Genomic DNA, 25,630 nt, shown 5'->3' with positions numbered 1-25,630 from the left:
TGTCGTCCTTTGGGTCTAAACGCGTCGCGACATGCGCCCAAAACGGCCTTGACGCAATGAAGGAAGGCTTTGGTGTCGCATGGCGGGGGCTTTGTCGGTGCCGTCGCCGGCGACGGATGCTGGCGGAGTCGACCGCCGGTCTGCTAGCAGGCTGATCCGGTGTGGGGCCATGGGGGACGGGCGATGAGACGGGCGATGATGATCCTGGCGCTGGCGACCGCTTCGCCGATTGCCGCGCGCGATTTGCCGGTGCCGCCGGACAAGAGCTGGCAACATGCGGAGACCGGATTGATCCTGCGGCCTCAGCTCGCCGGCCTGCCGCGCGGCGCGCTGACCGACGCCACGCAGAGCGAACATGATGTCGCCGCGCAATTCGAAGCGCCGGATGGCAGCGTCAGCGCGACGGTCTACCTCTTCCATCCGGCGGTTGCCGACGTCGCGCTGTGGTTCGACCGGTCGCGTACCGCGATCGAGAGCCGCGACCTGTTCCGCAATGCGGCGCCGGCGTCCGCGGATCCGATCGCCTTCGCCGCGCCGGGTGCGACCGCCGCGTCGTCCTTGCGGCAAGTGTATGCCAATGCCGGCAAGGGGTATCGCAGCACCGCGCTGGCGGTCGTCCCGGTGGGCGAGTGGATCGTCAGTATCCGGATGAGCGCCAAGGCGCTGACCGCCGAGCTGCTCGACGCGCAATTGCAGCAGGCGATCGCGACGATCCACTGGCCACGGCCGGCCGGTACCGTGGCGCAAGCGGCGACGCCGATCAGGGCGTGCGCCACGCCGCTGGTCTTCGCGCACGCCAAGCCGATCAAAGCCGCGGGCGGCGACATGCTGATGGCGTTGCTCGCCGGGGGGATCGCGGCGAAGGCGAAGGCCGATCCCTCCACGCCGCCCGAACCGCAAATCGTGTGGTGCCGCGAGGGCGAGGCGCGCCTCGAATATGGCGTCTATCGCGCCAATGGGGCGGGCTATGAGATGGCGTTGTACGATGCCGGCCGGACGGTCAGCGTCTATCCGTCGCTGATGGGCCAGATCGACAAAAGCGAAACCTATACGGTGGCGCTGACCGACGTCGACGGCACGGTGTCGAGCTTCTCCTCCTTCGACGGATTGCCGACCCCCAGACAGGTGTGGGAGCTGGTCGCCAGCGGCAAGCGCACCGGCGTGTCGAAGGGCAATCAGGTGACCATCGATGCCAAGGCCATTCGGTAGACGAAGCGTAACGAAGGTTTCGCAGGCGAACGCGCTGTTCTAGGGCGGCGGGATGAACAAGGCTCTGTTGTGCATCGCGCCCATATTGCTCGGAATCGGGAGCCCGTCGCCAGCCCGGGCGCAGGATAGCGCCGCGACCTTCACGGCGTTGCGCGCGGTGGACGGGCGGATGGCGGGGATCGCCTATCGGCTGACCACCGCCAACGTCGCGCTGTGCCGCGAGACGGCGCCGACGCCGGGCTGGGCGATCCATGCGATCGACCAATATGACGCGCCGCTGCGTGACCAGGCGCGCCGCAGCTTCGGGTTCGAGACGCCGATCGCGGTCGAGGCGGTGGTGCCGGGCTCGCCAGCGGCCGCCGCGGGAGTGCGCGAGGGCGATTCAATCGTCGCGATCGACGGCAAGCGGGTCGATGGCGCGGCACCGGGCAAGACCGCGACCAGCGCCGCGCGCGACGCGGTGACCGCGACGATCGCCGCCCTGCCCGCCGACCGGCCGCTGCGCGTCGACCTGTTGCGTGACGGCAAGCCGCGCAGCGTCACCATCGCCGCGTCGCCGGGGTGCCGCAGCGCGTTCGAGGTGCTGCTCGGGCCGGGGATGGACGCCTCGGCCGACGGGCGGATCGTGCAGATCGCGGTGCGCTTCTTCGAACGCTATACTGACGACGAGGTCGCGGTGGTCGTCGCGCACGAACTGGCGCACAACATCCTCCATCACGCCACGCGGCTCGATGCCGCCGGGGTGAAGCGCGGTCTGCTATCGGAGGTTGGCCGTAACGGCCGGCTGTTCCGCCTGACCGAGGATCAGGCCGATCTGCTCGGCATGTATTTGCTGCGCAACGCCGGTTACGACCCACGGATCGCGGTGCGCTTCTGGCGCGACCATGGCGGCGACGTCGATGGCGGGCTGTTCCGCAGCCGCACGCATCCGTCGTCGGCGGCACGCGCCAAGGCGCTGGAGGCGGAGATCGCGCGCATCCCGGCGAATGCTCCGAAGCCGTACGTGCCGCCGATCATCGCGACGGTGGATCAGCCGCTGGAATAAGCGGACGCGAACCGTCTCCGGTTACGGCGCCACCTTCCAGTCCCAGCCGAGCGGATCGCCGTCCATCACCTCGACCCCCAGCGCGGCGAGGTCGTCGCGGATCGCGTCGGAGCGCGGGAAGTCCTTGGCCGCGCGCGCCTCGCGACGATCGACGAGCCGCGCCGCGATCCCGGCTTCGTCGATGCCGGCGCTCGCCGGGCGGACGCGCAGGTCCTCGCGCGACAGCGTCGTCAGGCCGAGCCCGAGCACCGCATCGAAATCGCCGAGCGCAGCCAGCCTGCCGCCGGGGCTGATCGTCTTGTCGGCAAGCAATTCGTCGAGCACCGGCAACGCCTTGGGCGTGTTGAGATCGTCGGACACCGCCGCATCGAGCCGCTCGATATAGGGCGCGGCGGACGCGGCGCCCTTGCCCTCGCCGCGCGCGCGGAGCGCCGCGACGGTCTGCACGTAGCGTTTCAGCCGCGTCTGCGCCGCAGCGAGATTCTCCCACGAGAATTCCAGCTCGCTGCGATAATGCGCCTGCAGACACATCAGGCGATAGGCGAGGGGGTGGAAGCCACGCTCGACCAGCGTCGGCAGGATGAGGAACTCGCCCGAGGATTTGGACATCTTGCCGGTGCGATCGACGAGGAAGTTGTTGTGCATCCATAGCGTCGCGCCGGTGTCGGCGGTGCCGCTGAACGCCTGATTCTGCGCGATCTCGTTGGGGTGGTGGATCTCGCGATGGTCGATGCCACCGGTATGGATGTCGAAATGCGCGCCGAGATACTGGCGGCTCATCACCGAACATTCGAGATGCCAGCCGGGCGCGCCGCGGCCCCACGGGCTGTCCCATTCCATCTGGCGGTGCTCGCCCGGTGCGCTCGTTCGCCAGATCGCGAAGTCGGCGGCGTGGCGCTTGCCCGCCACCGTCTCGATCCGGCCCTCGGCGGGGCCGTCGTCGCGCGTCCCGGCGAGCCGGCCGTAATCGGGGACGGTTGAGGTGTCGAAATAGAGGCCGTCGGGAAGCCGGTAGCAATGTTTCTCGGCGATCGCCTCGCCGAAGGCGATCATGCCGGCGACGTGATCGGTGGCAAGCGGGAAGCGGGCGGGATCGCGGACGTTGAGGTCCTTGAGGTTAGCCTTGAACGCCTGCGTATAATGCTCGGCGACCGCCCAGATGTCGCGGCCGCTGGCGCGCGCCGCCGCCTCCATCTTGTCGTCGCCGGCGTCGGCGTCGCTGGTCAGATGGCCGACGTCGGTGATGTTGATGACATGGGTCAGGCCATAGCCCTTCCACGTCAGCACCCGCCCGAGCGTGTCGGTGAACAGATAGGCGCGCAGATTGCCGATATGCGCATAATGATAGACCGTCGGCCCGCACGAATAGATGCGGACGTCGGCGGGGTCGGCGGGCTGGAACAGCTCCGCCATGCGGGTCAGGCTGTTGTGGAGCGTCAGCGGCGTCATGCGGGCGCTCTAGCCCGGCGGAGGCGTCCGCGCCAAGGGGCCTGCGATCAGCGCCGCAGCGGCAGGTCGTCGCGCAGGTAGACGAGCAGATGCGCGTCCTCGCGCGGGACGGTCAACACCCGGCGATAGCCGGCGGCGAGCGCCTGCGTCATCGCCGCCTGGCTCGCGCGGTTCCACGGCGCCATCGGCGCATCCATCGTCACGATCACCGGCGGCCGGCGGGCGAGGATGCGGCGTACCTCGGCGGCCTCGTCGATGCCGGTGGCGCCCTGTTCGGCTTCATAGGCCAGCGTCGAGGGGAAGGCGTAGGCGGTCGGGATGCAGGCGTCGGCGAGATGGTAGAGGATGACGTCGCCGGCGAAGACATAGGGACAGCCGCCGCGGTCGTTCGCGGCCATCACCCGCGCCACCGCGCGCGCCGATGCGGCCTCGGTCGGCACCAGCGCCACCCGTACGACGAACAGCAGCAGGCCGTAGCCGAGCAGCGCCACGGGTGCCGCCCGGTAACAGCCGAGCGCCACGCCGGCGATCATCGCCAGCGGCACCATCAGCGGCAGCGCATAATGATCGAAGAAGGCGCCGATCATCGCGAAGGCGACGAGCGCCGCAGCGAGCCAGCCGAAGGCGATACCCATCTCGGGCCGGCGCGGCCGCACGCGCCACGCGAGCGCTGCGCAAGCGATGAACGGCAGCAATTGCGCGGTGGTGCCCGCGAGCCGTGCGGCGATCTTGGCGGCGGGATAGCCCTTGCGCAGCGACACCGACGCGAAATTGGCGAACCAGAAGGCGTCGAACACCGCCGGCCCCTGTGACCTGTAGAACAGCACGACCGCCGCGGTCGGCACGATGCCGAGCACCACCCACACCAGCGCCGCTGCCGAGAGCGGCGCGAGCGAAGTGCCGGCGCGGCGGAGATACCAGAGGTGGACGAGCCCGAAAAACGCGCCTTCGACGACCGGCGTATATTTGGTCTGGATCGCCAGTCCCGCGAACAGGCAGGCGGCGCAGCCATTGGCGACGATCGCGCCGCCGGCACCACGCGCGGCGAGCCGCGGCAGGCGCAGCGTCAGCACCGCGGCGGCGGCGACGAACAGATTGTAGAAGACCGGCGACTGCCCGCCGCGCCCGCTGAGCAGCGACAGCCACAGCACATAGGCGAGGCCGGCGACCAGCGCACCGCGCGGCGTCGCGCCGAGCCGCCGGCTGCCGCGCGTGACCAGCCAGGCGGTCGCCGCGGCGAACAGCGTCGCGACGAGCTGATAGGCGAGGATGCCGTCGCCGGGCAGCAGCCGCATCGCCGCGAAGATCAGGAACAGCCCCAGCGGCTTGCGGTCCCATAGATCGACATAGGGCAAGGCGCCGTGGAGCAGGCGGTCGCCGACGAGCAGATAATATTGCTCGTCGACGTGGATGATCGGATTGCCGAAGTCGCGACCGCGCAGCAGCAGCGCCCAGCCGAGCAGCAGCAGGAAGGTCGCCACGGCGCCGGGCCGGCTGGCGGGGACGCTCGTCGCTGCGGCCGGGGAACGCGCCATGGAGATCATGGCGCCCCCTTAATTCCGGCGATCCCTACCGTCATGCAGCATTTTTTTCGGGGGCAGGTGTGGAATGTCCAGATCGGCATCGTCTGTCATTCGGGGCATCGCAGCGACTGACGCGCGGCGCCGACATGGCCTTCCGGGGGGTAGACCATGTCGGCATGCGTCGCAGTCCGCGATGCCGCCAGGACCGTCTGCCGGGGGCATCATGTTTCTGATCAACGACCACGATCCGATGTCCCGCAGCGCGGCGGGATCGTCGATCGCCGCGCGGCGGCTGGATCGCCGGCCGACACCGCTGTGGACGGTGCTGATCCCGTTCTTCAACGAACGCGACTATCTCGCCGCGACGATCGCCAGCCTCGCCGCGCAGAGCGTGCGCGCGATCCTGATCCTGGTCGACAATGGTTCGACCGACGGCAGCGCCGAGGTGGCACGCGCCGCGGTCCGCGCACACGGGCTCGATGCCCTCGTCATCACCGAGACGACGCCGGGCAAGGTCGCGGCGCTGCGCACCGGGCTCGGCTGGGTGCGGACGCGCTATGTCGCGACCTGCGACGCCGACACGCTCTACCCGCCGCACTATCTCGCCGAGGCGGAGCGGCTGTTGCAGCGCGACCGCTGCGTCGTCGCCGGCGCCTATTTCGTCGACCCCGGCGCCGATCGGGCGGCGCTCGATGCCGAGGCGCGCAGGATCCTGTCGGCGGCGAAGCTGCTGCCGCGGCAATGTCATGCCGGCGGCGCCGGCCAGTGTTTCGACGTCGAGACGCTGCGCGCGGTCGGCGGCTTCGATGCCGCGATCTGGGGTTACATCCTCGAGGATCACGAGGTCATCCACCGCACGATGGCGCGGGGACGGATGCTCTATTCGCAGGATCTGTGGTGCATGCCCTCGCCACGCGAGCGCGACCGCGATTCGATCCGCTGGACGCTGTTCGAACGGCTGGTCTATTCGGCGACCGCGCCGTGGGCGGGCAGCTGGTTCTTCTATCGCTTCCTCGCGCGCCGGCTGCAGCGCCGCAAGCTGCTCAGCGTCCAGATCCGCGAGCGCGCGCATCAATGTGTGGAGGGTGCGGCCGTTGCGTAACCTGGTCCTGTGCGCCGACGATTTCGCTTATTCCCGCGGGGTAAGCGAGACGATCGCCGAGCTGGCGGCGAACGGCAAGCTCAACGCGACGAGCTGCATGACGCTGATGCCTGGGTGGATGGACGATGCCGCATTGCTTCGCGACCTGCCGGCGCACGTCTCGATCGGGCTGCACCTGACGCTGACGCAGGAACGGCCGCTGACCGACATGCCGCTGTTCGCACCCGACGGCCGGCTGCCCGAGATCGATCCGCTCGCCGGCCGCGCCGCACGCCGGCAATTGCCGCTGGAGGAGATCGCGGCCGAGATCGCCGCGCAGTTCGACGCCTTCACCGCGGCGATGGGCCGCGCGCCCGATTTCGTCGACGGCCACCAGCATTCGCACGCCTTGCCCGGCATCCGTGACATCGTGCTGTTCGAGACGGCGAGCCGCGCGCCCGATGCCTGGGTGCGCGACTGCACCGATCGGGTCGATGCGATGCTGGCGCGGCCGTTCGTCGGCAAGGCGATCGGCAGCGCCTTCCATTCGCGCGGGCTGCGCCGGGCGGCGGCGCGCTATCGCCTGCGCTGCAACGACAGTTTCGCTGGCCACTATGATTTCTCGACGGATTACAAGCGGTTGTTCCCGCGCTTCCTGCGGCGGGCGGCGGGTATGCATCTCGTCATGTGTCATCCGGGGGCGGGCAGGCGCGCCGGCGACGCGATCGCCGAGGCGCGGCCGCGCGAAGCGGACGTCTTGCGGAAATGGCCGATAGCGGACATGGCGGCGGCGGAAGGGCTGGCGTTTCCAGCCTGACGGGAGCGCGGACGCAGATTGGCCGACGGCGGACTTCGCGCCATCTTCCTCGAACAACGCGCGATGTTGTCGCGACTGTTGACGGCGCGGCTCGGGAACCGCGACGATGCGGAGGATGCGCTGCAGGACATGTGGTTGCGGATCGACCAGCTCGCCGATCAGCCGATCGCGCAGCCGGCCGCCTTCCTGTATCGCGTCGCCAGCAACCTGGCGACCGACCGGCGGATCGCCGCCGCGCGCCGCGGCGCGCGCGAGGCGGCGTGGCTGGAGGAGCAGCCGACCGCCGACGACCTGCCCGATGCGGAACGGACGCTGGTGATGCGCGACGAGCTGCGCGCGATCGAGGCGGTGATCGCCGACATGCCCGAACGGATGGCCACCGCACTGCGCCTCTATCGCGTTGAAAACAGGCCGCAACGCGCCATCGCCGAGCAATTGGGGATCAGCGTCAGCGGGGTCGAGAAGCTGTTGCAGCGGGCGTATCGGATTATTCATGCCCGCGCCGAACAGACTGCTGCGGATATGCCCGTGGCGCATCGTCATGATGATGGAAGGGGGCAGCGCCTGTGAGCCGTGACGCACCGAACATCATCGACCAGGCGATCGCCTGGCATCTGCGCCAGGAGCATATGGCGGCGGAGGATTGGGAAGGCTTCGTCGCCTGGCTCGAGACCCCGGCCCATGCGCGCGCCTATGACGCGGTGGCGATGCGCGACCGGCTGGTCGCCGCGGCGGCGTTTCCCGAACCCGATGCGATGCCGATTGCGGCGAACGACGACCAGCCGGCCTCGCGCGGTTGGTGGCGATTGGCGGGCGGCGGCGCGATCGCCGCGGCTCTCGCCCTTTGGCTGGTGCCGACGACGTTCGGCTCGCACGCGACCGAGACCGTCTATGCCACAAGCGACGGCGAGCGGCGCGACGTCCGCCTGGCCGACGGGACGCAGATCGCGCTCAACGGCGGCAGCCTGCTGCGGGTGAGCGGCGCCGATCCGCGCAGCGTCGCGCTCGATCGCGGCGAGGCGACGCTCCACGTCGTCCACGATGCCGCGCATCCGTTCGAGCTGCGTGCGGGCGATCAGCTGATCCGCGATCTCGGCACCACCTTCGACGTGCTGCACACCGGCGAGCGCCTCTCGGTCGCGGTGGCGGAGGGGTCGGTGCTGTTCCAGCCCGACGGCGCCGGGCTGCGGCTCGGTGCCGGCGACACCGTGACGATGGCCGCCGACCGCCGCATCGTTCGCGGCACGCTGCCGACCGCCGCGGTCGGCGGCTGGCGCAGCGGCGATCTCAGTTTCGAGGGGATACCGGTCGGCGAGGTCGTGGCGAGCCTGCGGCGGCAGCTCGGCGTCGACCTGCGTATCGTCGGCGACTTGTCGCGCCGCCCGTTTACCGGCATGATCCACGTCACAGGCGCTGCCGATCGCGACGTACCGCATCTGGCCGAACTGATCGGGGCGACATGGCGGCGTAATGGCGAAGGCTGGGTATTGGCGGACCGCGCTACCGCGACACGTTAAGCTCGTTTCCGCCGCCTTCGCGGCCGCCGCTTGCCTGCCGTCGGTCGCGCGCGCGCGCGATGCGGCGATCACCGTCGCCATCCCGGCGACGACGCTCGACGTGGCGGTGTTGACGCTGGCGCGGAGCAGCGGCGTTGAGATCGTCAGTACCGAGCCGGGACTCCACGCCATCCGCTGCCGTGCCCTGCGCGGAACGATGCCCGTCGCGCGGGCGCTCGCGCGGCTGCTCGCCGACACCGGCTATCGCGCGGTGCCCGGGCCGGGCGGCATCTATCGCATCGCCGCCGCGCCGCGTCGCGTGCGCCCGCCACGGCCGACGCCGCCTCGCCCCGTCCCGCCGGCGGACGTGCCCGCCGACATCGTCGTCACCGCGAGCAAGCAGCGCGTCCCCTTGCTGCGCTATCCCGGCAGCCTGACCCTGGTCGGCACGACGGCGCAGCCCAATGGCGCGACCGGGGCGATCAGCGACCTCACCAATGCGGTGCCGGTGCTGCAGAGCACGCAGCTCGGGCCGGGACGCAACAAGGTGTTCATCCGCGGCATCGCCGACAGCAGCTTCAACGGCACCACCCAATCGACCGCCAGCGTCTATCTCGACGACGTCCAGCTCAACGCTTCCGGTCCCGATCCCGGCCTGCGCCTCTACGACATGCAGGCGGTCGAGGTGATGGAGGGGCCACAGGGGACCTTGTACGGGGCCGGCGCGATCGGTGGCGTGCTGCGGCTGACCTCGAACGCGCCCCTGCTCGACCGGGTCGCCGCGGCGATGAGCGGTGGCGTCGTCGCCACGCATGGCGGCGCGGCGGGATATGATCTGTCGGCGATGGTCAACGTGCCGCTGCTCGACGAGCGGCTGGCGCTGCGCAGCGTCGCCTATGTGGTGCGCGACGGCGGCTATATCGACGATCCGGCGCGGGGGCGCGACGTCAACCGCGTCGGCACCGTGGGTGCGCGCCTCGCGCTGCGCGTCGAGCCCGGCGGCGGCTGGCGAATCGACACCAGCGGCGTCGTCCAGCGCATCCGCGCCACCGACGGCCAATATGCCGAGGTCAGCGACGGCAGCTATCGACGCAGCAGCCGGATCGCGCAGCCGTTCGCGGACCGCTTCCTGTTCGGCCGCGTCGTCGTCGCCAAGGATTGGGACAGCGGCCTGCGCCTCGTCTCGGCGACCGGAGTGGCGGATTATCACACCGGCGAGGTGTTCGACGCGACGCCGCGCGGCGTCGGACGGCCGGTCGCCTATAATGTCGACAACGCCAAATTGCTGCTGTCGCACGAGATGCGGCTGTCGCGTTCGACCGCGTCGGGCAATTCCTGGCTCGCCGGTTTCACCCTGATCAGCGACCGGTCGGCACTGTCGCGCGCGCTCGGCCTGACCGGCAACCAGATGGACATCGTCGGCGTCACCAACGTCACCCGCGCCGCCTCCGCCTTCGGCGAGACGACGCTGGCGGTGACCCCGGACCTGTCGGTCACGCTCGGCGGACGCTTCACCAGCGCGCGGATCGACGGCGAGCCGTCGGCAACGCGGCGACCGGGCGCCTATATCCGCGGCCGCTCGACGCAGCGCGCCGATCCGACGCTTGCCTTGTCCTACCGGCTCGCACCCGATCTCGCGCTGTTCGCGCGCTACCAGACGGGGTTCCGCACCGGCGGGCTGGCGGTCGCGCAGGGGATCGGCCGCGTCGCCAATTATCAGGCCGATTCGATCGCGGTTGGTGAAATCGGCATGCGCCGGCTGCGGCGCGGCACGACCGGCCTCGGCCTGTCGGTGAGCGCGTCGACCGCACGGTGGCGCGGCATCCAGGCCGATCTGCTCAACCGCCGTGGCCAGCCGTTCACCACCAATCTCGGCAACGCCAATATCCAGACGCTGGAGGCTTCGCTAGACTGGGTGCCGTTCGCCGGTCTGCGCCTGGACGCGGCGGCGCTCTACACCTACAATCGGGTGCGCGGACCGGTCGCCGACCAGTCGCGCGAGGACAATCGCCGGCTGCCCGAGACACCGCCGTTCGCGGGTCATGCCGCGCTGAGCTACGCCTGGGGGCAGGGGCGAAGCGTCGCGCCGCGGGTCGGCGCGACGGTGGACTATGTCGGGCGCTCGGTGCTCGGCACCGGCGATCTGCTCGACGTCAGCCAGGGCGATTACACCACCTTCGGTGCCTCGGCCGGCGTGCGCTGGCGTAACCTCGACCTGAGGCTCGGCCTCGACAATCTCACCGATGCGGCGGCCAATCGCTTCGCGTTCGGCAATCCCTTCGGCCTCGCCGCGCGCAATCAGGTGACGCCGCTGCGGCCGCGCAACGTGCGTCTCGGCGTGTCGGCGGCCTGGTGAGCGGCTATCGCGGCGGCTCGGTCGAGCAGGCGGCGCGCCTGTTTGAGATGCGGTGCATCGACCATCCGGCCGTCGACCTGCAACGCCCCCGCGTCGGGTGCCGCGGCGAAGGCGGCGACGATGCGCTGCGCCGCCTCGACCTGTTCGGCGCTGGGGGTGAAGGCGGCGTTGATCGCGCCGACCTGTGTCGGGTGGATCGCCATCATCCCGGTGAAGCCGTCGCGCGCCGCACGCCGCGCATAACCGGCGAGGCCGTCGAGGTCGCGGAAGGCGGGATAGACGGTGTCGATCGCCGCCACCCCGGCGGCATGCGCCGCGAACAGCGTCAGCGACCGCGCCATCTCATAGGGCGGCGTGTAGCGGCCGTCGTCCTCGCGGCTGGTCGCCGCGCCGATCGCGGCGGGCAGATCCTCCGCCCCCCACGTGATCCCGGCGAGCGCCACGCCCGCCGCCGCATAGCTGCCGAGCGCGAAGATCGCCGCCGGCGTCTCGGTGGCGATCGGCAGGATCGGCGCGTCGATACCGGCCGCGGCGAGCCGCTGCGCGAGCTCGCGGACGCTGGGTGCGCCCTCCGCCTTGGGCAGCACGATCGCATCGGGGGCGAGGCCGTGGAGCGCGGCGATATCCTCGGCGCATAATGCGGTATCGAGCGGATTGACCCGCACGAACAGCCGCACCGCGCCGCGCGGTTCGCGCAAGTGCGCCGCCACCGCCTCGCGCGCCGCCGTCTTGGCGCTGGCCGCCACCGAATCCTCGAGATCGAGGATCAGCGCGTCGGCACCGCTCGCCGCCGCCTTGGCGAACCGCTCCGGCCGGTCGCCCGGCACGAACAGGAGCGACCGCAGCCTCATGCCGCCGACCGTTTGAGTAAGGCGGTGCGCAGGCACTGGCAGACCACCTCGTCGCGCTGGTTGAGCATGCGGTGCGCGAAGGTGACGATGCCCGCGTCGGGCCGCGAGCGGCTGTCCTTCAGCTCGACCACCTCGGTTTCGGCGCGCAACGTATCGCCGAGGAACACCGGCTTGGGCATCACCAGCTTGTCATAGCCCAGATTGGCGACGAGCGTGCCGAGCGTCGTGTCGCCGACCGACAGGCCGACCATCAGCGCGAAGGTGAAGGTACCGTTGACGAGGATCTGACCGAATTCGCTCGCCCGCGCCGCCTCGGCGTCGAGGTGGAGCGGCTGCGGATTGTGCGTCATCGTCGAGAACAGCAGATTGTCCGTCTCGGTCACCGTGCGGCGGATGTCGTGTACGATACGGTCGCCGACCTGCCATGCTTCGAAGCTGCGTCCCGCCATCAAACCTCCTCCACTGCGATCCGCGCGAGCAACGTCCCCTCGGGCACCTGCGCGCCCTCGGCGACCTTGAGCTCCGCCACGACACCGTCGAACGGCGCGACCAGCGCCTGTTCCATCTTCATCGCTTCCAGCACGAGCAGCCGCTCGCCGCGCGCGACGGCCTGTCCCGCCGCGACCAGCACCGCGATGACGCGGCCCGGCATCGGCGACAGGATCGCGCCATCGCCTTCGCCGGCGCCGGCGATCGCATCGGCGCGCGGCGCACCGAACGGCCACGCCTCGCCGTCGAGGAACAGCACGCCATCGGCGACGATCCCGCCGGCGACGGGATGCTCGACGCGATAAGGCTTGCCGCCGACCTCGACGTCGATCGCAGTCGAAACCGCGCGATTGGCACGAAAGCCGCGCAGCGCCACCCACGGATCGTCACCCTGCGGCAGCAACGCCGCCGCCGCCGCGCCCAATAGGGCGGGGGAGGGGTCCGCCGCCGGGATCAGATCGGCGGCATGGCGTTCGATGAAGCCGGTATCGACGCGCCCCGCGACGAAGTTGGGATGCGCCGCCGCGCGGGCGAGGAAGGCGGCGTTGGTCTTCACCGGCCAGACCTGCGTGCCGCGCGCCGCCGCGGCGAGCCTCGCCGCCGCCTCTCGCCGCGAACCGCCATGGACGATCAGCTTGGCGATCATCGGGTCGTAGAAGGGCGTCACCGCGCCGCCTTCCTCCACACCGCTGTCGACACGCACGTTGGCCGGGAAACGCAGCCGGTGGAGCGGCCCGATCGAGGGCAGAAAACCGCTCGCCGGATTCTCGGCATAGAGCCGCGCCTCCATCGCCCAGCCGTGGATCGACAGTTCGTCCTGCCGGTGCGGCAGCGGCTCGCCCGAGGCGACGCGGAGCTGCCATTCGACCAGATCCTGCCCGGTGATCGCCTCGGTGACGGGATGCTCGACCTGCAACCGCGTGTTCATCTCCATGAACCAGATGCGATCGGCGCGCAGCCCGTCCGAACCATCGGCGATGAACTCGATCGTGCCGGCGCCGACATAGTCGACCGCCTTCGCCGCTCGCACCGCCGCATCGCAGACCGCGGCGCGCGTCGCGGCGTCCATGCCGGGGGCGGGGGCCTCCTCGATCACCTTCTGGTGGCGACGCTGGAGCGAGCAATCGCGCTCGAACAGATGGACGACCTGCCCGTGCGTATCGCCGAACACCTGCACCTCGATATGGCGCGGCGACAGGATGTACTTTTCGATCAGCACCTGCGTGTTGCCGAACGAGGCGGCCGCCTCGCGCTGGCAACTGGCGAGCAGCTCGGCGAAATCCTCGCGCGCATCGACCTTGCGCATCCCCTTGCCGCCGCCGCCGGCGACCGCCTTGATGAGCACCGGATAGCCGATCGCATCGGCCTCCGCCTGCAGGCGTTCGGGCGACTGGTCGGCGCCGAGATAGCCCGGCGTCACCGGCACGCCGGCGGCGATCATCCGTTGCTTGGCGGCATCCTTGAGGCCCATCGCGCGGATGCTGGCGGGCGGCGCGCCGACCCAGACGAGGCCCGCGGCGACCACCGCCTCGGCGAATTCGGCATTCTCCGACAGGAAGCCGTAGCCGGGATGGATCGCCGCCGCGCCCGTCTCGCGGGCGGCGGCGAGGATGCGATCCTGCCGCAGATAGCTGTCGGCGGCGAGCGCGGTGCCGATGCACACCGCCGCATCCGCCTCGCGGACGAAGGGCATGGCGGCATCGACGTCGGAATGGACCGCAATCGTGCGGATGCCGAGCCGCCGCGCGGTGCGGATGATGCGGCGGGCGATTTCGCCGCGATTGGCGATGAGCAGGCTCTCGATCATGGCCATCACATCCGGAACACGCCGAAGGACGGCGATTGGGGAATGGGCGCGTTGAGCGCCGCGGAAAAGGCGAGGCCGAGCACGTCGCGGGTCTGGACGGGATCGATGATGCCGTCGTCCCACAGCCGCGCGGTGGCGTAATAGGGGTTGCCCTCGTCCTCGTATTTCTGGCGGATCGGCGCCTTGAACGCCTCCGCCTGTTCGGGCGTCCAGCCGTCGGCGTCGCGATGCACGGTGGCGAGCACGCTCGCCGCCTGCTCGCCGCCCATCACCGAGATGCGGGCGTTGGGCCAGCTGAACAGGAAGCGTGGGGAATACGCGCGCCCGCACATGCCGTAATTGCCCGCGCCGAAGCTGCCGCCGATCAGCACGGTGATCTTCGGCACCGAGGCGGTGGCGACCGCGGTCACCAGCTTGGCACCGTTCTTCGCGATACCTTCCGCCTCATACTTGCCACCGACCATGAAGCCCGAGATGTTCTGGAGGAACAGCAACGGGATGCGCCGCTGGCAGGCGAGCTCGATGAAATGCGCGCCCTTCAAGGCGCTTTCCGAGAACAATACGCCGTTGTTGGCGAGGATCGCCACCGGCATGCCCCAGATCCGCGCGAAGCCGCAGACGAGCGTGGTGCCGTACAGCGGCTTGAATTCGTGGAAGTCCGAACCGTCGACGATCCGCCCGATCACCTCATGCACGTCATAGGGCGCACGCACGTCCTGCGGCACGATGCCGTACAATTCCTGCGGGTCGAGCTGGGGCGCCCGCGGCGCGGCGATCTCGATATCGACCGCCTTGGGCCGGTTGAGCGTCGCAACGATATCGCGGACGATCAGCAGCGCATGCTCGTCATTCTCGGCGACGTGGTCGACGACGCCCGACTTGCGCGCATGCGTGTCGGCGCCGCCCAGCTCTTCCGCGGAGATGACCTCGCCGGTCGCCGCCTTGACCAGCGGGGGACCGGCAAGGAAGATCGTCCCCTGATTGCGGACGATGACGGTCTCGTCGGACATGGCGGGCACATAGGCGCCGCCTGCGGTGCAACTGCCCATCACGCAGGCGATCTGGGCGATCCCCTCCGCCGACATCTGCGCCTGATTGAAGAAGATGCGGCCGAAATGATCGCGGTCGGGGAACACCTCGGCCTGATGCGGCAGATTGGCGCCGCCCGAATCGACCAGATAGATGCACGGCAGGCGGTTCTCGCGCGCGATTTCCTGCGCGCGTAGGTGCTTCTTCACCGTCATCGGGAAATAGGCGCCGCCCTTCACCGTCGGGTCGTTGGCGATGATGAGGCATTCGCGGCCCGAGACGCGGCCGATGCCGGCGATCATCCCCGCGCCGGGGGCATCGCCGCCGTACATGCCGTTCGCCGCCAATGCGCCCACTTCGAGGAACGGCGAGCCGGGGTCGAGCAGCCGCTCGACGCGGTCGCGCGGCAGCAGCTTGCCGCGCGCGACGTGGCGGGCGCGATGCTGCTCCGAGCCGCCGAGCGCGCTGGTCGCGACCGTCCCGCGCAGCGTTTTGGCGAGCGCGCGATTGTGCGCATCGTTGGCGGCGAAGTCGGTGGAGGCCGCGTCGATCGCGGTACGCAGCACCGTCATTGCGCGCGCGGCGCGTCATGGCCGATCAGCTCGCGGCCGATCAGCATGCGGCGCACCTCGTTGGTGCCGGCGCCGATATCGAGCAATTTGGCGTCGCGCCAATAGCGTTCGACCGGCCAGTCCTTCGTATAGCCCGCGCCGCCCAAGGCCTGGATCGCCTCGCCGGCGACCTTCACCGCGCTTTCCGAAGCGAGCAGGATGCAACCCGCCGCATCGAAGCGCGTCGTCCGCCCCGCGTCGCACGCCTTGGCGACGGCGTAGACATAGGCCCGCGCCGAGTTGAGCGCGACATACATGTCGGCGACCTTGGCCTGCATCAGCTGGAACTCGCCGATCGGCCGGCCGAACTGCTTGCGCTCGCGGACATAGGGCAGGACGACGTCGAGGCACGCCTGCATGATGCCGAGCTGGATGCCCGACAGCACGACACGCTCGTAGTCGAGCCCCGACATCAGCACCTTCACGCCGCCGTTGAGCGGCCCCATCACCTGATCGTCCGGGACGAAGCAATCGTCGAACACCAATTCGGCGGTCGGCGACCCTCGCATGCCGACCTTGTCGATCTTTTGCCCGATCGAGAAACCGGCGAAATCCTTCTCGATCAGGAAGGCTGTGATGCCCTTCGATCCGGCATCGGGGATCGTCTTGGCATATACGACCAGCGTGTCCGCATAAGCGGCGTTGGTGATCCAGAATTTGGTGCCGTTGAGCCGCCAACCGCCGTCGACCTTGTCGGCGCGCAGCTTCATCGAGACGACGTCCGATCCCGCGCCCGCCTCCGACATGGCGAGGCTGCCGACATGCTCGCCGGAAATCAGCTTCGGCAGATACTTGGCCTTCTGCTCGGCGTTGGCCCAGCGGCGGATCTGGTTGACGCACAGATTGGAATGCGCACCGTAGCTGAGGCCGATCGCGGCGGACGAGCGGCTGATCTCCTCGCAGGCGATGAGATGTTCGAGATAGCCGAGGCCGAGCCCGCCATCCGCCTCCTCGACGGTGATGCCGTGCAGACCCAGCTCGCCCATCATCGGCCACAATTCGCGCGCGAAGCGATCCTCGGCATCGACCGCGGCGGCGATCGGTTCGATCCGGTCGAGCGCGAAGCGGCGCGTCGTGTCGCGGATCGTGTCGGCCATCTCGCCGAGCGCGAAGTCCAGTTCAGCCATCAGTCTCTCCACCGTCTTTTGCGGCCTTGTAGCCGCTCGTCCGTCACATGGAAAATTGAAAGACGTGCAAGAACATCATAGAAACCGTCTATGATCGATCGCTACCATCTTCGCTATTTCCTGTCGGTGGTCGACACCGGCAATTTCTCGCGCGGCGCGGCGGCGTGCAACGTCTCGCAGCCGACCCTGTCGGTCGGCATCGCCAAACTGGAGAAGACGCTCGGCCGCAGCCTGTTCGATCGCAGCAACCGCCGCGTCGCGCTGACCGACGCCGGCGCGCGGCTGGTCGCATCGGCCCGAGCGATCGAGGCGGGGTTCGCCGAGGCGGAGCGCGCGGTGGCGGAGACGGCGCCGGTGCGCACGCTGCGGCTTGGCGTGCTGGTGACGACGCCGCGGCGCTGGATCGAACGCCTGCTCGCCGATCAGCGCAGCGCCCCCGGCGGCGACCGGCTCGAGATCGTCGAGGGCAAGGAGCGCGATCTGCGCGAGCGGCTCGCGCGCGGCCGCATCGACCTCGCATTGACGCTGCTGCGCGACGGCGACCCGCCCGAGGCGCGGCTGAAGTTGCTCGGCGAGGGCTATGCACTGGCGCTCGGCCAGGCGCATCCGCTCGCCGGCACGCCGGTGATCCGCGCCGAACAGCTCGTCAACGATCCGATGATCGTCCGGCGCCATTGCGAATTGCTCCCCGAAACCAGCCGCTTCTTCACCACCCGCGGCGTCCGCCCGGTGTTCGCCGCACGCACGACCAGCGACGACAAGGCGTTGAGCTACGTCCGCGCCGGGCTCGGCGTCACCGTCATGCCCGAGGGGTTCCGCGAGGATGGCGTGGTGCTCGCGCATCTCGACGGCTTCGATTTCAGCCGCGACATCGGTCTGGTGTTCGCCGCGCATGCCGATGCCGAGGCGCTGCGCCACGGCTGGCTGGCGACGTCGCTGGCGCGGGCGGTCGAGCCGCCCGCGCCGGACTGACGTTCAATACATCGGCATGCCGCCGGTCACCGGCACGATCGCCCCGGTGATGTAGCTGCCCTCGTCCGAGGCGAGCAGCACATAGGCCGGCGCGAGTTCGCCCGGCTGGCCGGCGCGGCCGAGCGGGGTCGATTCGCCCAGCGTCTCCAGCTCGTCGCTCGGCTTGGCGATCGGCTGGATCGGCGTCCACACCGGTCCCGGCGCGACCGCGTTGACGCGGATGCCCTTGGGCGCGAACAGGTTGGACAGGCCGATCGTCAGGCTGCTGATCGCACCCTTGGTGGTCGCATAGACGATCATGTTCTCGGTCGCGGTCTTCGCCTGGATGCTCGTCGTGTTGACGATCGCGGAGCCCGGCTTGAGGTGCGGCGCCGCCGCCTTGGCGAGACGGATCATCGCGAAGACGTTGGCGGCGAAGGCGCCCTCCATCTCGGCATCGTCGATGCTGTCGATATCCTCGTTGATCGTCTGCGCTGCGGCATTGTTGACGAGGATGTCGAGCTTGCCGAGCTCCGCCACCGTCTGGTCGACCAGGGCGGTGCACTGCGCGACGCTGCGGATGTCGCCGGGCAGCAGCAGGCAGCGCTTGCCCGCCTTCTCGACCCACGCCTTGGTATCCTCGGCGTCGACCTGTTCGTCGGCGAGATAGGAAATGGCGACGTCGGCGCCTTCGCGGGCATAGGCGATCGCCACCGCCTTGCCGATGCCCGAATCGCCGCCGGTGATCAGCGCCACCTTGCCGTCGAGCAGGCCCTTGCCGCGATAGCTGTCCTCGCCGTGGTCGGGACGGTTGCGCATCTTCGCCTCGACGCCGGGGGCGGGCTGCTGCGGCTCGTCGGGGAAGCGGGTGGGGGCGCTGGTGCGGGGATCGTTGGTCATCGGGATTCCTGTCTGGGGCGTGTCGCAGCAGGAACGAGGCAGGCCGGCGTTCGGTCCGTACCCCGTGCGATCACGTCTGCCAGCCGCCGCCGAGCGCGAGGAACAGCTGCACCTGATCGGCGGCGAGCCGGCTTTCCGCCGCGGCGAGCGTCTGTTCGGCACCGATCGCGGTGCGCTGCGCGTCGAGCACCGGCAGGAAGCCGGTCCGCCCGGCGCGGAACAGCGTCTCGGCGTCGCGCGCCGCCTTGCCCGCCTGACGGCTCGCCTCGCGCAGCGCCGCCACCCGGTCGAGATCGCGCGCGTAGACGGTCAGGCCGCTCTCGGTCTCGCGCAGCGCGGTCAGCACCGTGCCGTCGAACCGCGCATAAGCCGCGTCGCTCTCCGCCTGCGCCGCGGCGATCCGCGCCCGCACCCGCGTCCGGTTGGGGAATTGCCAGCTGATCAGCGGTCCGAGCGAGAATTTGAACGTGTCGCTGCCCAATGCCCGCTCGGCAAGGCCGACCGAACCGACCGAGGCGCCGAGCGCTATGCGCGGATAGAGATCGGCGGTTGCGACGCCGATCCGCGCGGTCGCCGCACGCAGCTCCCATTCGGCGCGGCGCACGTCGGGGCGACGGCGCAGCAGCGCGGCTCCGTCGCCGATCGGGATCGGCCGGTCGAGATGCGGCTCGCCGGTACAGGCGGCGACATCGCGGTCGAACTCGGCGGGCGGTCGGCCGGTCAGCGTCGCCAGCCGGTACAGCGCCAGCCGCTGCGCCGCCTGCAACGCCGGCATCGTCGCGCGCACCTGCGCCTCCTGCGTCGTCGAGCGCGTCGCATCGAGCGAGCCGCTACGCCCGGCGCGGACCAGCCGCTCGGTCAATCGCGTCGTCCGGCTCTGCAGGTCGAGCGCGCGCTGCGCGACGCCGATCTCGCGCGCCGACGAACAGGCATCGAGATAGGCGCGGGTGGTGTCCGCCGCGACGGTGATGCGGACGCTGTCATAGGCGGCGCGGGTCGCGGTGACATCGGCATCCGCCGCCTCGATCGCGCGGCGCACCTGCCCGGCGAGATCGAGCTGATAGGAGATGCCCGCGCTCGCCGCATAGACGAACGAACGGGGCAAAGCGGCGCCGGGCCGCAATTCCTCCTCCGCCGAACGCTGCGCATAGCCGGGCGACGCCTGTACCTGCGTCTGGACGCGCCGGCCGTCCTCGGCGACGTCGAGCGACGCCTGTGCGCGCGCGATATTCGCCGTCGCGACGCGCAGGTCGGTATTGGCGGCGAGCGCTTGTTCGACCAGCCGGTCGAGCCGCGGATCGCGATAGAGCTGCCACCAGCGGTCGGGCACCGGCGCCAGCGCCGCGAACGCCGCCTCGTCGCCGCCGACGAACGGCGCCGTGGCGCTCGGCCGGGCGATCACCGCGGCGTCGGGCCGATGGTAATCGGGTCCGGCGGTGGTGCAGCCGGCGAGCAGCGTGGCGGCCAGCAGCGCGAGGCGGCGCGTCATGCCCGCGCTCCCGCCGCCACCGGCCTGGCGCGCGGCAGCACCTCGACCGTCGCGGTACGGCCGACCACCAGCATCTCGCCGCGCGGCAGCCGGTCGATCGCCACCCGCACCGGAATGCGCTGCGCCAGTCGCACCCAGCTGAAGGTCGGGTTGACGTTGGCGAGCAGATTGGCGCCGGCGCTGCGATCGCGATCCTCGATGCCGCCGGCGATGCTTTGCACATGGCCGGCGATCACCTGATCGTCGCCCATCAGCCGGACGCGGACGGGATCGCCGACATGCACGCGCGGCAGCTTGGTCTCCTCGAAATAGCCGATGATGTGCAGCGAGCCGCGGTCGATGATCGCGAATTCGGGATGGCCGGCGGTGGCATAATCGCCGGGCCGCAGATCGAGGTTGCTGACCGTGCCGGCGACGCTCGCGCGCACCTCGGTCCGGGCGAGGTTGAGCTGCGCGGTCTGCAACGCGATCTGCGCCTGCGACAAGGCGGTGGCGAGCTGCGCCACCTTGGCGTCGCCCTGTTCGCGCACCTCGCCCGCGACGAGGTCGCCGAGCGTGCGGTTGCGCTGCGCCTCGCGCCGCGCCTGCGCCAGTTGCACCCGCTGCGCCGCCACTGCCGCCGCCGCCTGCGCCACCGCCAGCCGGTAGCGCGGCCGGTCGACGCGGAACAGCGGCGTTCCCGCCGCGACCGGCTGGTTGTCGCGGACCAGCACCTCGGTGACGAGGCCGGAGACGTCCGGCGCGACCTGGACGATATCGGCGCGCACGCGGCCGTCGCGCGTCCACGGCTCGGTCTCGTAATGCGCCCAGAGCCGGCGACCGGCGACCACCGCAAGCAGCACGACGGCGAGCGTGACGCCGATCCGCAGGACGACGCGCAGGGAAGGATGTGGAGTCATGGTCTTTCTAGCTGAAGAGAGCCGCGGCGGGGTCGCCGCCGGTGATCAGGCCGGCGATCCCGGCCCACAGGACGATGGTCAGCGCGACGTCGAACAGGCCGCGATGCCAGACGAAACGATACAGCCGCGCCCGCGCCAGCGCCCAGCCGATCGCCTCCGCCAGCACGAAGGCGAGGATCGCGGCGAGCAGCAGCGGGTGGACGAACACGCCGCCGATATCCAGGTCGGCGGTCATGCCGCCGCCTTCGCATCGTGCCAGTCGGGCGCGGCGGGGAAGACGTTGCGCCGCAATCCGACGAGATTGATCAATTGCCCGCGCTGTTCCTCGGGATCGGCGATCGTGCGGCCGGCGGCGATCGCACCGTCGATCCGGTCGAGCAGCTCGGCCGGGGGCGCGACATCGTCCCCGCTGGCGAGCGCGCGGAAGTGGCGGGCCAGCGCGGCGCGCAGCGCGGCATGGTCGGCAACGGGCGCAATCTGCGCGATGCTCAGCCCCATGCGCAATTCGCGCAGCGTCGCGGCGGCGGCGTCGCGCTCCTCGTCCTCCACCTCGCCGATGCGGCTGGCGAGCAGGCCGACGCGGTCGAGCATGCGGCTGCGCCACGCCGCGATCTGCGCCACCGCCGGGTCCGCCGGGCGTTCGGCGAGCGTGGCGAGGTCGCGCCAGCCGGCGCGGCGCAGCCGGCGGATCGCGGTGCCGGCACCGATGCTGCGGATCAGCCGCGTCATCACCATCGCCGCGGCGATGCCGATGATCTGCGCGACATTGGCGTTGAAGAAGCTCGCCGCGTCGACGGTGAAGCTGTTGGTCAGCGCCAGCCCGCCCGCGAAGCCGAGCATCATCGGCACCATTCGCCCGTACCAGCTCGGGTTCGCCATCACCGCGCCCATCGCGAGCAGCGGGGGCGCCATTGCCAGCGTCAGCATCGCGAAGCCGTCGATCGCCGGCAGGATCGCGAACAGATAGAGCGCGGCGAGCGGCAGCGACGCGATCGTCCACAGCAGGAAGCCGCGCTGCGCCGGCACCGGATCGTCCAGCGTCGCGAAGAAGCAGCAGACCACCGCCGCGATCATCGCCGCGACCGCCCCCTCCGGCCAGCCGGTGACGATCCAGAACAGGCAGCAGCCGAGCACGGTCAGCAGCGTCGCGGTCGCGGACAGCAGTGCCAGCCCGTAGTCGCGATGCAGCGGCCGTGCGGCAACGGCGCCGACCGCGGGCGGCGGACGGCCGGCGGGATCGGCGACCGCCGCCACCAGCGTCCGCGTCTCGGCCAGAGCGAGCACCAGCTCCTCCAGCCGGGCGAGCAGGTTGAGCGCAAGCAGGTCGCGCCAGCCGTCCGCCGCCACCGCGTCGCGCGCAATCCGGAGCGTGGCGATCACCGGCGCGGCGGGCAGGGCGGGGGTGGTCACCCAGTCGCGCACCGTCGCCACCGCATCGGCCAAAGGCGCGGGCAGCGGCCCGGCGGCGATCAGGCTGCGCCAGCGGTCCTCGACCGCGGAGACCAGCGGGATCAGCAGCACCAGCCGGTCCTGCATCCCGGTCAGCAGCGCGCGCGTCGGGCGGATGCGCGCGGTGTCGAACGGAATATGCGTCGCGGTAACGTGCAGGTCGGTGATGTCGCCGGCGAGCTTGCGCCGCTCGCGTCTGGTGCTCGCCACCGGCGCGGCGGCGAGCACATCGGCGATCCACGCCTCCGCCTCCGCCAGCACCCCGGCGACGCGGCCGCCGAACACCTGGCTGACGCTGCGCGGCCATATCACCGCATGGATGAACGCGGCGCAGAGCACGCCGATGCCGATCTCCTGCACGCGTAGCACCGCGGTGTCGAAGATCGCCTCGGGATGCGTCACCGACGGAAAGCCGATCAGCGCCGCGGTATAGCCCGCCAGCATGAACAGATAGGATCGCGGCGTCCGGTCGAGCAGCGAGACGAACTGGCACAGCGCCACCCACGAAGCGAGCGCCAGCGACAGCAGCACCGGCGCGTTGACCAGCGCCGGCACCAGCAGCACGGTGACGATCCCGCCGACCGCCGTGCCGGCGAGCCGGAACACCGCCTTCGACCGCACCGCGCCGCTCAGCGGCTGGCTGGTGATATAGACCGTCGCCATCGCCCAGAACGGCCGCTCCAGCCCGAGCGAGAAGGACACGAACAGCGCCAGCATCGCCGCCGCGAAGCAATTGACCGAGAATACCGTCTCGCGCAGCCCGATCCGCATCGCCGCCGCTCAGCCCTGTTCGTCGAGGCGCGTCATCGTCGCATGGAGCCGGTCGAGCACCCGCGTCGCGATCACCAGCTCCTCCGCCTCGATACAGGCGAGCAGCGTCTGGCGGATCTCCGCGGTACGCGCCTCGACCTGCGCGGCGAGCGTCGTGCCCGCGGCGGTGAGGTGGAGCAGGCGCGCGCGCTTGTCGGTGGTGTCGACGCGCCGCTCGACGAGGCCGCTGCGTTCGAGCTGGTCGATCAGCGGCACCACCGAGGGCGCCTCGACGCCGAGCTGGTCGGCGAGCGCCCCCTGGCGCAGCCCTTCGGCGGCACGGCCGATCAGCATCACCGCCAGCGCCGGCGTATGCGACAGCGACAGGCCGGCGAGGCCGTCGTCGAGCGCGCGCCGATAGCGACGGCCGAGCGGCACGAGGTGCGCCGAAAAGGCGCGCATCTGGGCAGGGGTAGGACGGGTCACCCGGCTCAGATAGATAGGTAGCTAACTAATCGCAAGGGTCCTGTTACGGCGCGGCAGGCGTCGCGCACGTTTCACAATCGCATTGCATGGGCGGCGCAACGTCACCGGAGCACCATCATGATTCTCGATCGCCGCATGCTGATGAAGACCGCCATGATCGGGCTGGGCGCCACCGCGCTGCCCGGCGGCGCGCTCGCGCTCCAGGCACTGGGCAACGCCCGCGGCTTCACCCATGCGGTGGCGAGCGGCGAGCCCGCCGCCGATTCGGTGCTGCTGTGGACCCGCTACGTTCCCGCCGACGGCGGCCCCGTCGAACTGCGCGTCGAGGTCGCGGAGACCCCCGACTTCGCCCGCATCGTCACCGGCGGCGCGCAGATCACCGGCCCGTGGCGCGACCATACCGCCAAGATCACCGTCGACGGCCTCCAGCCCGGCCGCAGCTACCATTACCGTTTCGTCGCGCCGGATGGCAGCCACTCGCCGGTCGGCCGCACCGCGACGCTGCCCGAAGACGGCATGAAGACCTGGCGCGCCGCGATCTTCTCCTGCTCGAACATCGGCTTCGGCTGGTTCAACGCATATGCGCACGCGGTCGCGCAGGGCGGCTTCGACTGCGCCATCCATCTCGGCGACTATCTCTACGAATATGCGCCGGCGCATTATCCGCTGCCCGCCGACGCCGTTCCCGGCCGCACCCCGGCGCCGCAGAGCGAGATCATCCACCTCGCCGACTACCGGCTGCGCTACGGCAGCTACCGCGCCGATCCCGATCTGCAGGCGCTGCACCGCGCCATGCCGATGATCGTGCAATGGGACGATCACGAAAGCGCCAACGACAGTTGGGAGGGCGGCGCCGAGAACCATACGCCCGAAACCGAGGGCGACTGGAATGCCCGCCGCGCCGCCTCGATCCAGGCCTATCGCGAATGGATGCCGGTCTCGGACGAGCCGTGGAAGGCCTATGACATCGGCGGACTCGCGACGCTGTTCCGCACCGAGACGCGGCTGCTCGCGCGCACCCGCCAGCCCGACGTGGCGCCGCTGTTCCGCGCCGCCGACCCCGTCGCCGCGCTCAAGGCGTTCCGCGACGGTCCGTGGCAGGACCCGGCGGTGACGATGATGGGCAGCCAGCAGGAGGTGTGGCTGAGCCACGCGATGCGCGCCTCGGTGCGCAGCGGCCGGCCGTGGCAGATCGTCGGCTTCGGCACGATCATGGGTGCCACGGTGATGCCACCCGAGACGCAGGGCTGGCTCGCCGCGATGAAGCCGGAGGCGCGCGGCTACGTCAGCGCCGGCGTCGCCGCCGGGGCGCTGGGCCTGCCGTTCAATTACGACAATTGGGGCGGCTATCCCGCCGCCCGCGCGCGCTTCCTCAAGTCGGTGCAGCAGATCGGCGGCAACACCGTGCTGATCTCGGGCGACAGCCACAACGCCTGGGCCTACGACCTCGTCCAGGACGGCCGTCCCGCCGCGGTCGAGTTCGCCGGCCACAGCGTCACCTCGCCCGGATTCGAGAGCAGCGTCGGCACCGATCCCGCGCAGGTCGCCGCCGCGCTCGTCCGCGCCAATCCCGAGCTGAAATGGTGCGACACGTCGCGCCGCGGCTATATGGCGATGACCGTCGCCGCCGATCGCGTCACCAACGAATGGATCATGGTCGACGGCATCAAGGCGCGGAACGCCCGCGGCACGGTCGGTCATCGCGCGACCGTGTTGCGCGATCGCCACACGATGGCATGATCCGTACGGCCACCTCACAAACGTTTGCGATAAACTTGATACCGCAATCAAAACGACGCCGAAGCGTCACACCCTG

Annotated in this window: 22 protein-coding genes; 9 read left to right on the top strand and 13 right to left on the bottom strand. The window is 70.4% G+C overall.

Going from position 1 to position 25,630, the window contains the following annotated elements; all coding sequences use genetic code 11:
• The first annotated feature begins 183 nt into the window (after positions 1-183).
• The gene (locus MC45_RS05375; protein ID WP_038660479.1) at positions 184-1,209 is read left to right on the top strand and encodes a hypothetical protein; all 1,026 of its coding nucleotides are present in this window, start codon (positions 184-186) and stop codon (positions 1,207-1,209) included.
• A gap of 52 nt (positions 1,210-1,261) precedes the next feature.
• A complete protein-coding gene (locus tag MC45_RS05370) occupies positions 1,262-2,254 on the top strand; it encodes a M48 family metallopeptidase (RefSeq protein ID WP_052075520.1) in 993 nt (330 codons plus the stop codon).
• A gap of 21 nt (positions 2,255-2,275) precedes the next feature.
• On the opposite strand, the gene cysS is transcribed toward MC45_RS05370, so the two are convergent.
• Complete coding sequence (gene cysS / locus MC45_RS05365; protein ID WP_038660476.1) at positions 2,276-3,703, bottom strand: cysteine--tRNA ligase; 1,428 nt, start codon at positions 3,701-3,703, stop codon at positions 2,276-2,278.
• A 47-nt stretch (positions 3,704-3,750) separates the two neighbouring features.
• On the bottom strand, positions 3,751-5,238 hold the full coding sequence (locus MC45_RS05360) for an ArnT family glycosyltransferase (RefSeq protein ID WP_245640846.1): 1,488 nt from the start codon (positions 5,236-5,238) through the stop codon (positions 3,751-3,753).
• Between the two features lie 211 nt (positions 5,239-5,449).
• Here MC45_RS05360 and MC45_RS05355 point away from each other — a divergent pair, with 211 nt between their 5' ends.
• The 5 genes from MC45_RS05355 (at position 5,450) to MC45_RS05335 (ending at position 10,976) form a co-directional block, all read left to right on the top strand.
• On the top strand, positions 5,450-6,328 hold the full coding sequence (locus MC45_RS05355) for a glycosyltransferase family 2 protein (protein ID WP_081974340.1): 879 nt from the start codon (positions 5,450-5,452) through the stop codon (positions 6,326-6,328).
• Positions 6,321-7,124, top strand: coding sequence for a ChbG/HpnK family deacetylase (locus MC45_RS05350; RefSeq protein ID WP_156143777.1), 804 nt, complete (start codon positions 6,321-6,323; stop codon positions 7,122-7,124). The genes MC45_RS05355 and MC45_RS05350 overlap by 8 nt, the downstream gene beginning before the upstream one ends.
• 63 nt (positions 7,125-7,187) lie before the next feature.
• On the top strand, positions 7,188-7,694 hold the full coding sequence (locus tag MC45_RS05345; RefSeq protein ID WP_052075781.1) for an RNA polymerase sigma factor: 507 nt from the start codon (positions 7,188-7,190) through the stop codon (positions 7,692-7,694).
• Entirely contained in the window at positions 7,691-8,641 is a 951-nt protein-coding gene (locus MC45_RS05340) for a FecR family protein (RefSeq protein ID WP_038660470.1), read from the top strand. Before MC45_RS05345 ends, MC45_RS05340 begins: the two co-directional genes overlap by 4 nt.
• The gene (locus MC45_RS05335; RefSeq protein ID WP_081974339.1) at positions 8,595-10,976 is read left to right on the top strand and encodes a TonB-dependent receptor; all 2,382 of its coding nucleotides are present in this window, start codon (positions 8,595-8,597) and stop codon (positions 10,974-10,976) included. The genes MC45_RS05340 and MC45_RS05335 overlap by 47 nt, the downstream gene beginning before the upstream one ends.
• Here MC45_RS05335 and MC45_RS05330 read toward each other — a convergent pair.
• The 5 genes from MC45_RS05330 to MC45_RS05310 are packed head-to-tail and all read right to left on the bottom strand — an operon-like array spanning position 10,919 to position 16,890.
• Positions 10,919-11,827: an HpcH/HpaI aldolase/citrate lyase family protein gene (locus tag MC45_RS05330; protein WP_052075518.1), complete on the bottom strand. Its 909-nt coding sequence runs from the start codon at positions 11,825-11,827 to the stop codon at positions 10,919-10,921. The two genes, MC45_RS05335 and MC45_RS05330, sit on opposite strands and share 58 nt — an antisense overlap.
• Complete coding sequence (locus MC45_RS05325) at positions 11,824-12,276, bottom strand: MaoC family dehydratase (RefSeq protein WP_038660467.1); 453 nt, start codon at positions 12,274-12,276, stop codon at positions 11,824-11,826. The genes MC45_RS05330 and MC45_RS05325 overlap by 4 nt, the downstream gene beginning before the upstream one ends.
• The gene (locus tag MC45_RS05320; RefSeq protein WP_038666516.1) at positions 12,276-14,123 is read right to left on the bottom strand and encodes an acetyl/propionyl/methylcrotonyl-CoA carboxylase subunit alpha; all 1,848 of its coding nucleotides are present in this window, start codon (positions 14,121-14,123) and stop codon (positions 12,276-12,278) included. Before MC45_RS05320 ends, MC45_RS05325 begins: the two co-directional genes overlap by 1 nt.
• A gap of 5 nt (positions 14,124-14,128) precedes the next feature.
• Entirely contained in the window at positions 14,129-15,724 is a 1,596-nt protein-coding gene (locus tag MC45_RS05315) for a carboxyl transferase domain-containing protein (RefSeq protein WP_038660464.1), read from the bottom strand.
• On the bottom strand, positions 15,721-16,890 hold the full coding sequence (locus MC45_RS05310; protein ID WP_038660459.1) for an isovaleryl-CoA dehydrogenase: 1,170 nt from the start codon (positions 16,888-16,890) through the stop codon (positions 15,721-15,723). Before MC45_RS05310 ends, MC45_RS05315 begins: the two co-directional genes overlap by 4 nt.
• Before the next feature lie 90 nt (positions 16,891-16,980).
• Here MC45_RS05310 and MC45_RS05305 point away from each other — a divergent pair, with 90 nt between their 5' ends.
• Positions 16,981-17,862 (top strand): LysR family transcriptional regulator, encoded by an 882-nt coding sequence (locus tag MC45_RS05305; RefSeq protein WP_038660456.1) that lies wholly within the window; start codon positions 16,981-16,983, stop codon positions 17,860-17,862.
• A gap of 3 nt (positions 17,863-17,865) precedes the next feature.
• On the opposite strand, the gene MC45_RS05300 is transcribed toward MC45_RS05305, so the two are convergent.
• The 6 genes from MC45_RS05300 to MC45_RS05275 form a co-directional block, all read right to left on the bottom strand.
• Positions 17,866-18,741: an SDR family oxidoreductase gene (locus MC45_RS05300; RefSeq protein ID WP_038660454.1), complete on the bottom strand. Its 876-nt coding sequence runs from the start codon at positions 18,739-18,741 to the stop codon at positions 17,866-17,868.
• 70 nt (positions 18,742-18,811) lie between these two features.
• A complete protein-coding gene (locus MC45_RS05295; RefSeq protein ID WP_038660451.1) occupies positions 18,812-20,230 on the bottom strand; it encodes an efflux transporter outer membrane subunit in 1,419 nt (472 codons plus the stop codon).
• Positions 20,227-21,129, bottom strand: coding sequence for an efflux RND transporter periplasmic adaptor subunit (locus tag MC45_RS05290; RefSeq protein WP_038660448.1), 903 nt, complete (start codon positions 21,127-21,129; stop codon positions 20,227-20,229). The genes MC45_RS05295 and MC45_RS05290 overlap by 4 nt, the downstream gene beginning before the upstream one ends.
• Positions 21,130-21,136: 7 nt before the next feature.
• A complete protein-coding gene (locus MC45_RS05285) occupies positions 21,137-21,364 on the bottom strand; it encodes a DUF1656 domain-containing protein (RefSeq protein ID WP_038660445.1) in 228 nt (75 codons plus the stop codon).
• Positions 21,361-23,349, bottom strand: a complete 1,989-nt coding sequence (locus tag MC45_RS05280; RefSeq protein WP_038660442.1) for an FUSC family protein — start codon at positions 23,347-23,349, stop codon at positions 21,361-21,363. Before MC45_RS05280 ends, MC45_RS05285 begins: the two co-directional genes overlap by 4 nt.
• A gap of 9 nt (positions 23,350-23,358) precedes the next feature.
• The gene (locus tag MC45_RS05275; protein WP_156143776.1) at positions 23,359-23,814 is read right to left on the bottom strand and encodes a MarR family winged helix-turn-helix transcriptional regulator; all 456 of its coding nucleotides are present in this window, start codon (positions 23,812-23,814) and stop codon (positions 23,359-23,361) included.
• Between the two features lie 117 nt (positions 23,815-23,931).
• On the opposite strand from MC45_RS05275, the gene MC45_RS05270 reads away from it, so the two are divergent.
• Positions 23,932-25,554: an alkaline phosphatase D family protein gene (locus MC45_RS05270; RefSeq protein ID WP_038660436.1), complete on the top strand. Its 1,623-nt coding sequence runs from the start codon at positions 23,932-23,934 to the stop codon at positions 25,552-25,554.
• Positions 25,555-25,630: the final 76 nt, after the last annotated feature.

The sequence above is a fragment of the Sphingomonas taxi genome (assembly GCF_000764535.1).
Classification (GTDB): Bacteria; Pseudomonadota; Alphaproteobacteria; order Sphingomonadales; family Sphingomonadaceae; genus Sphingomonas; species Sphingomonas taxi.
Note: the sequence above shows the minus strand (reverse complement) of the source record. Positions and strands in the feature narration are given on the sequence as shown.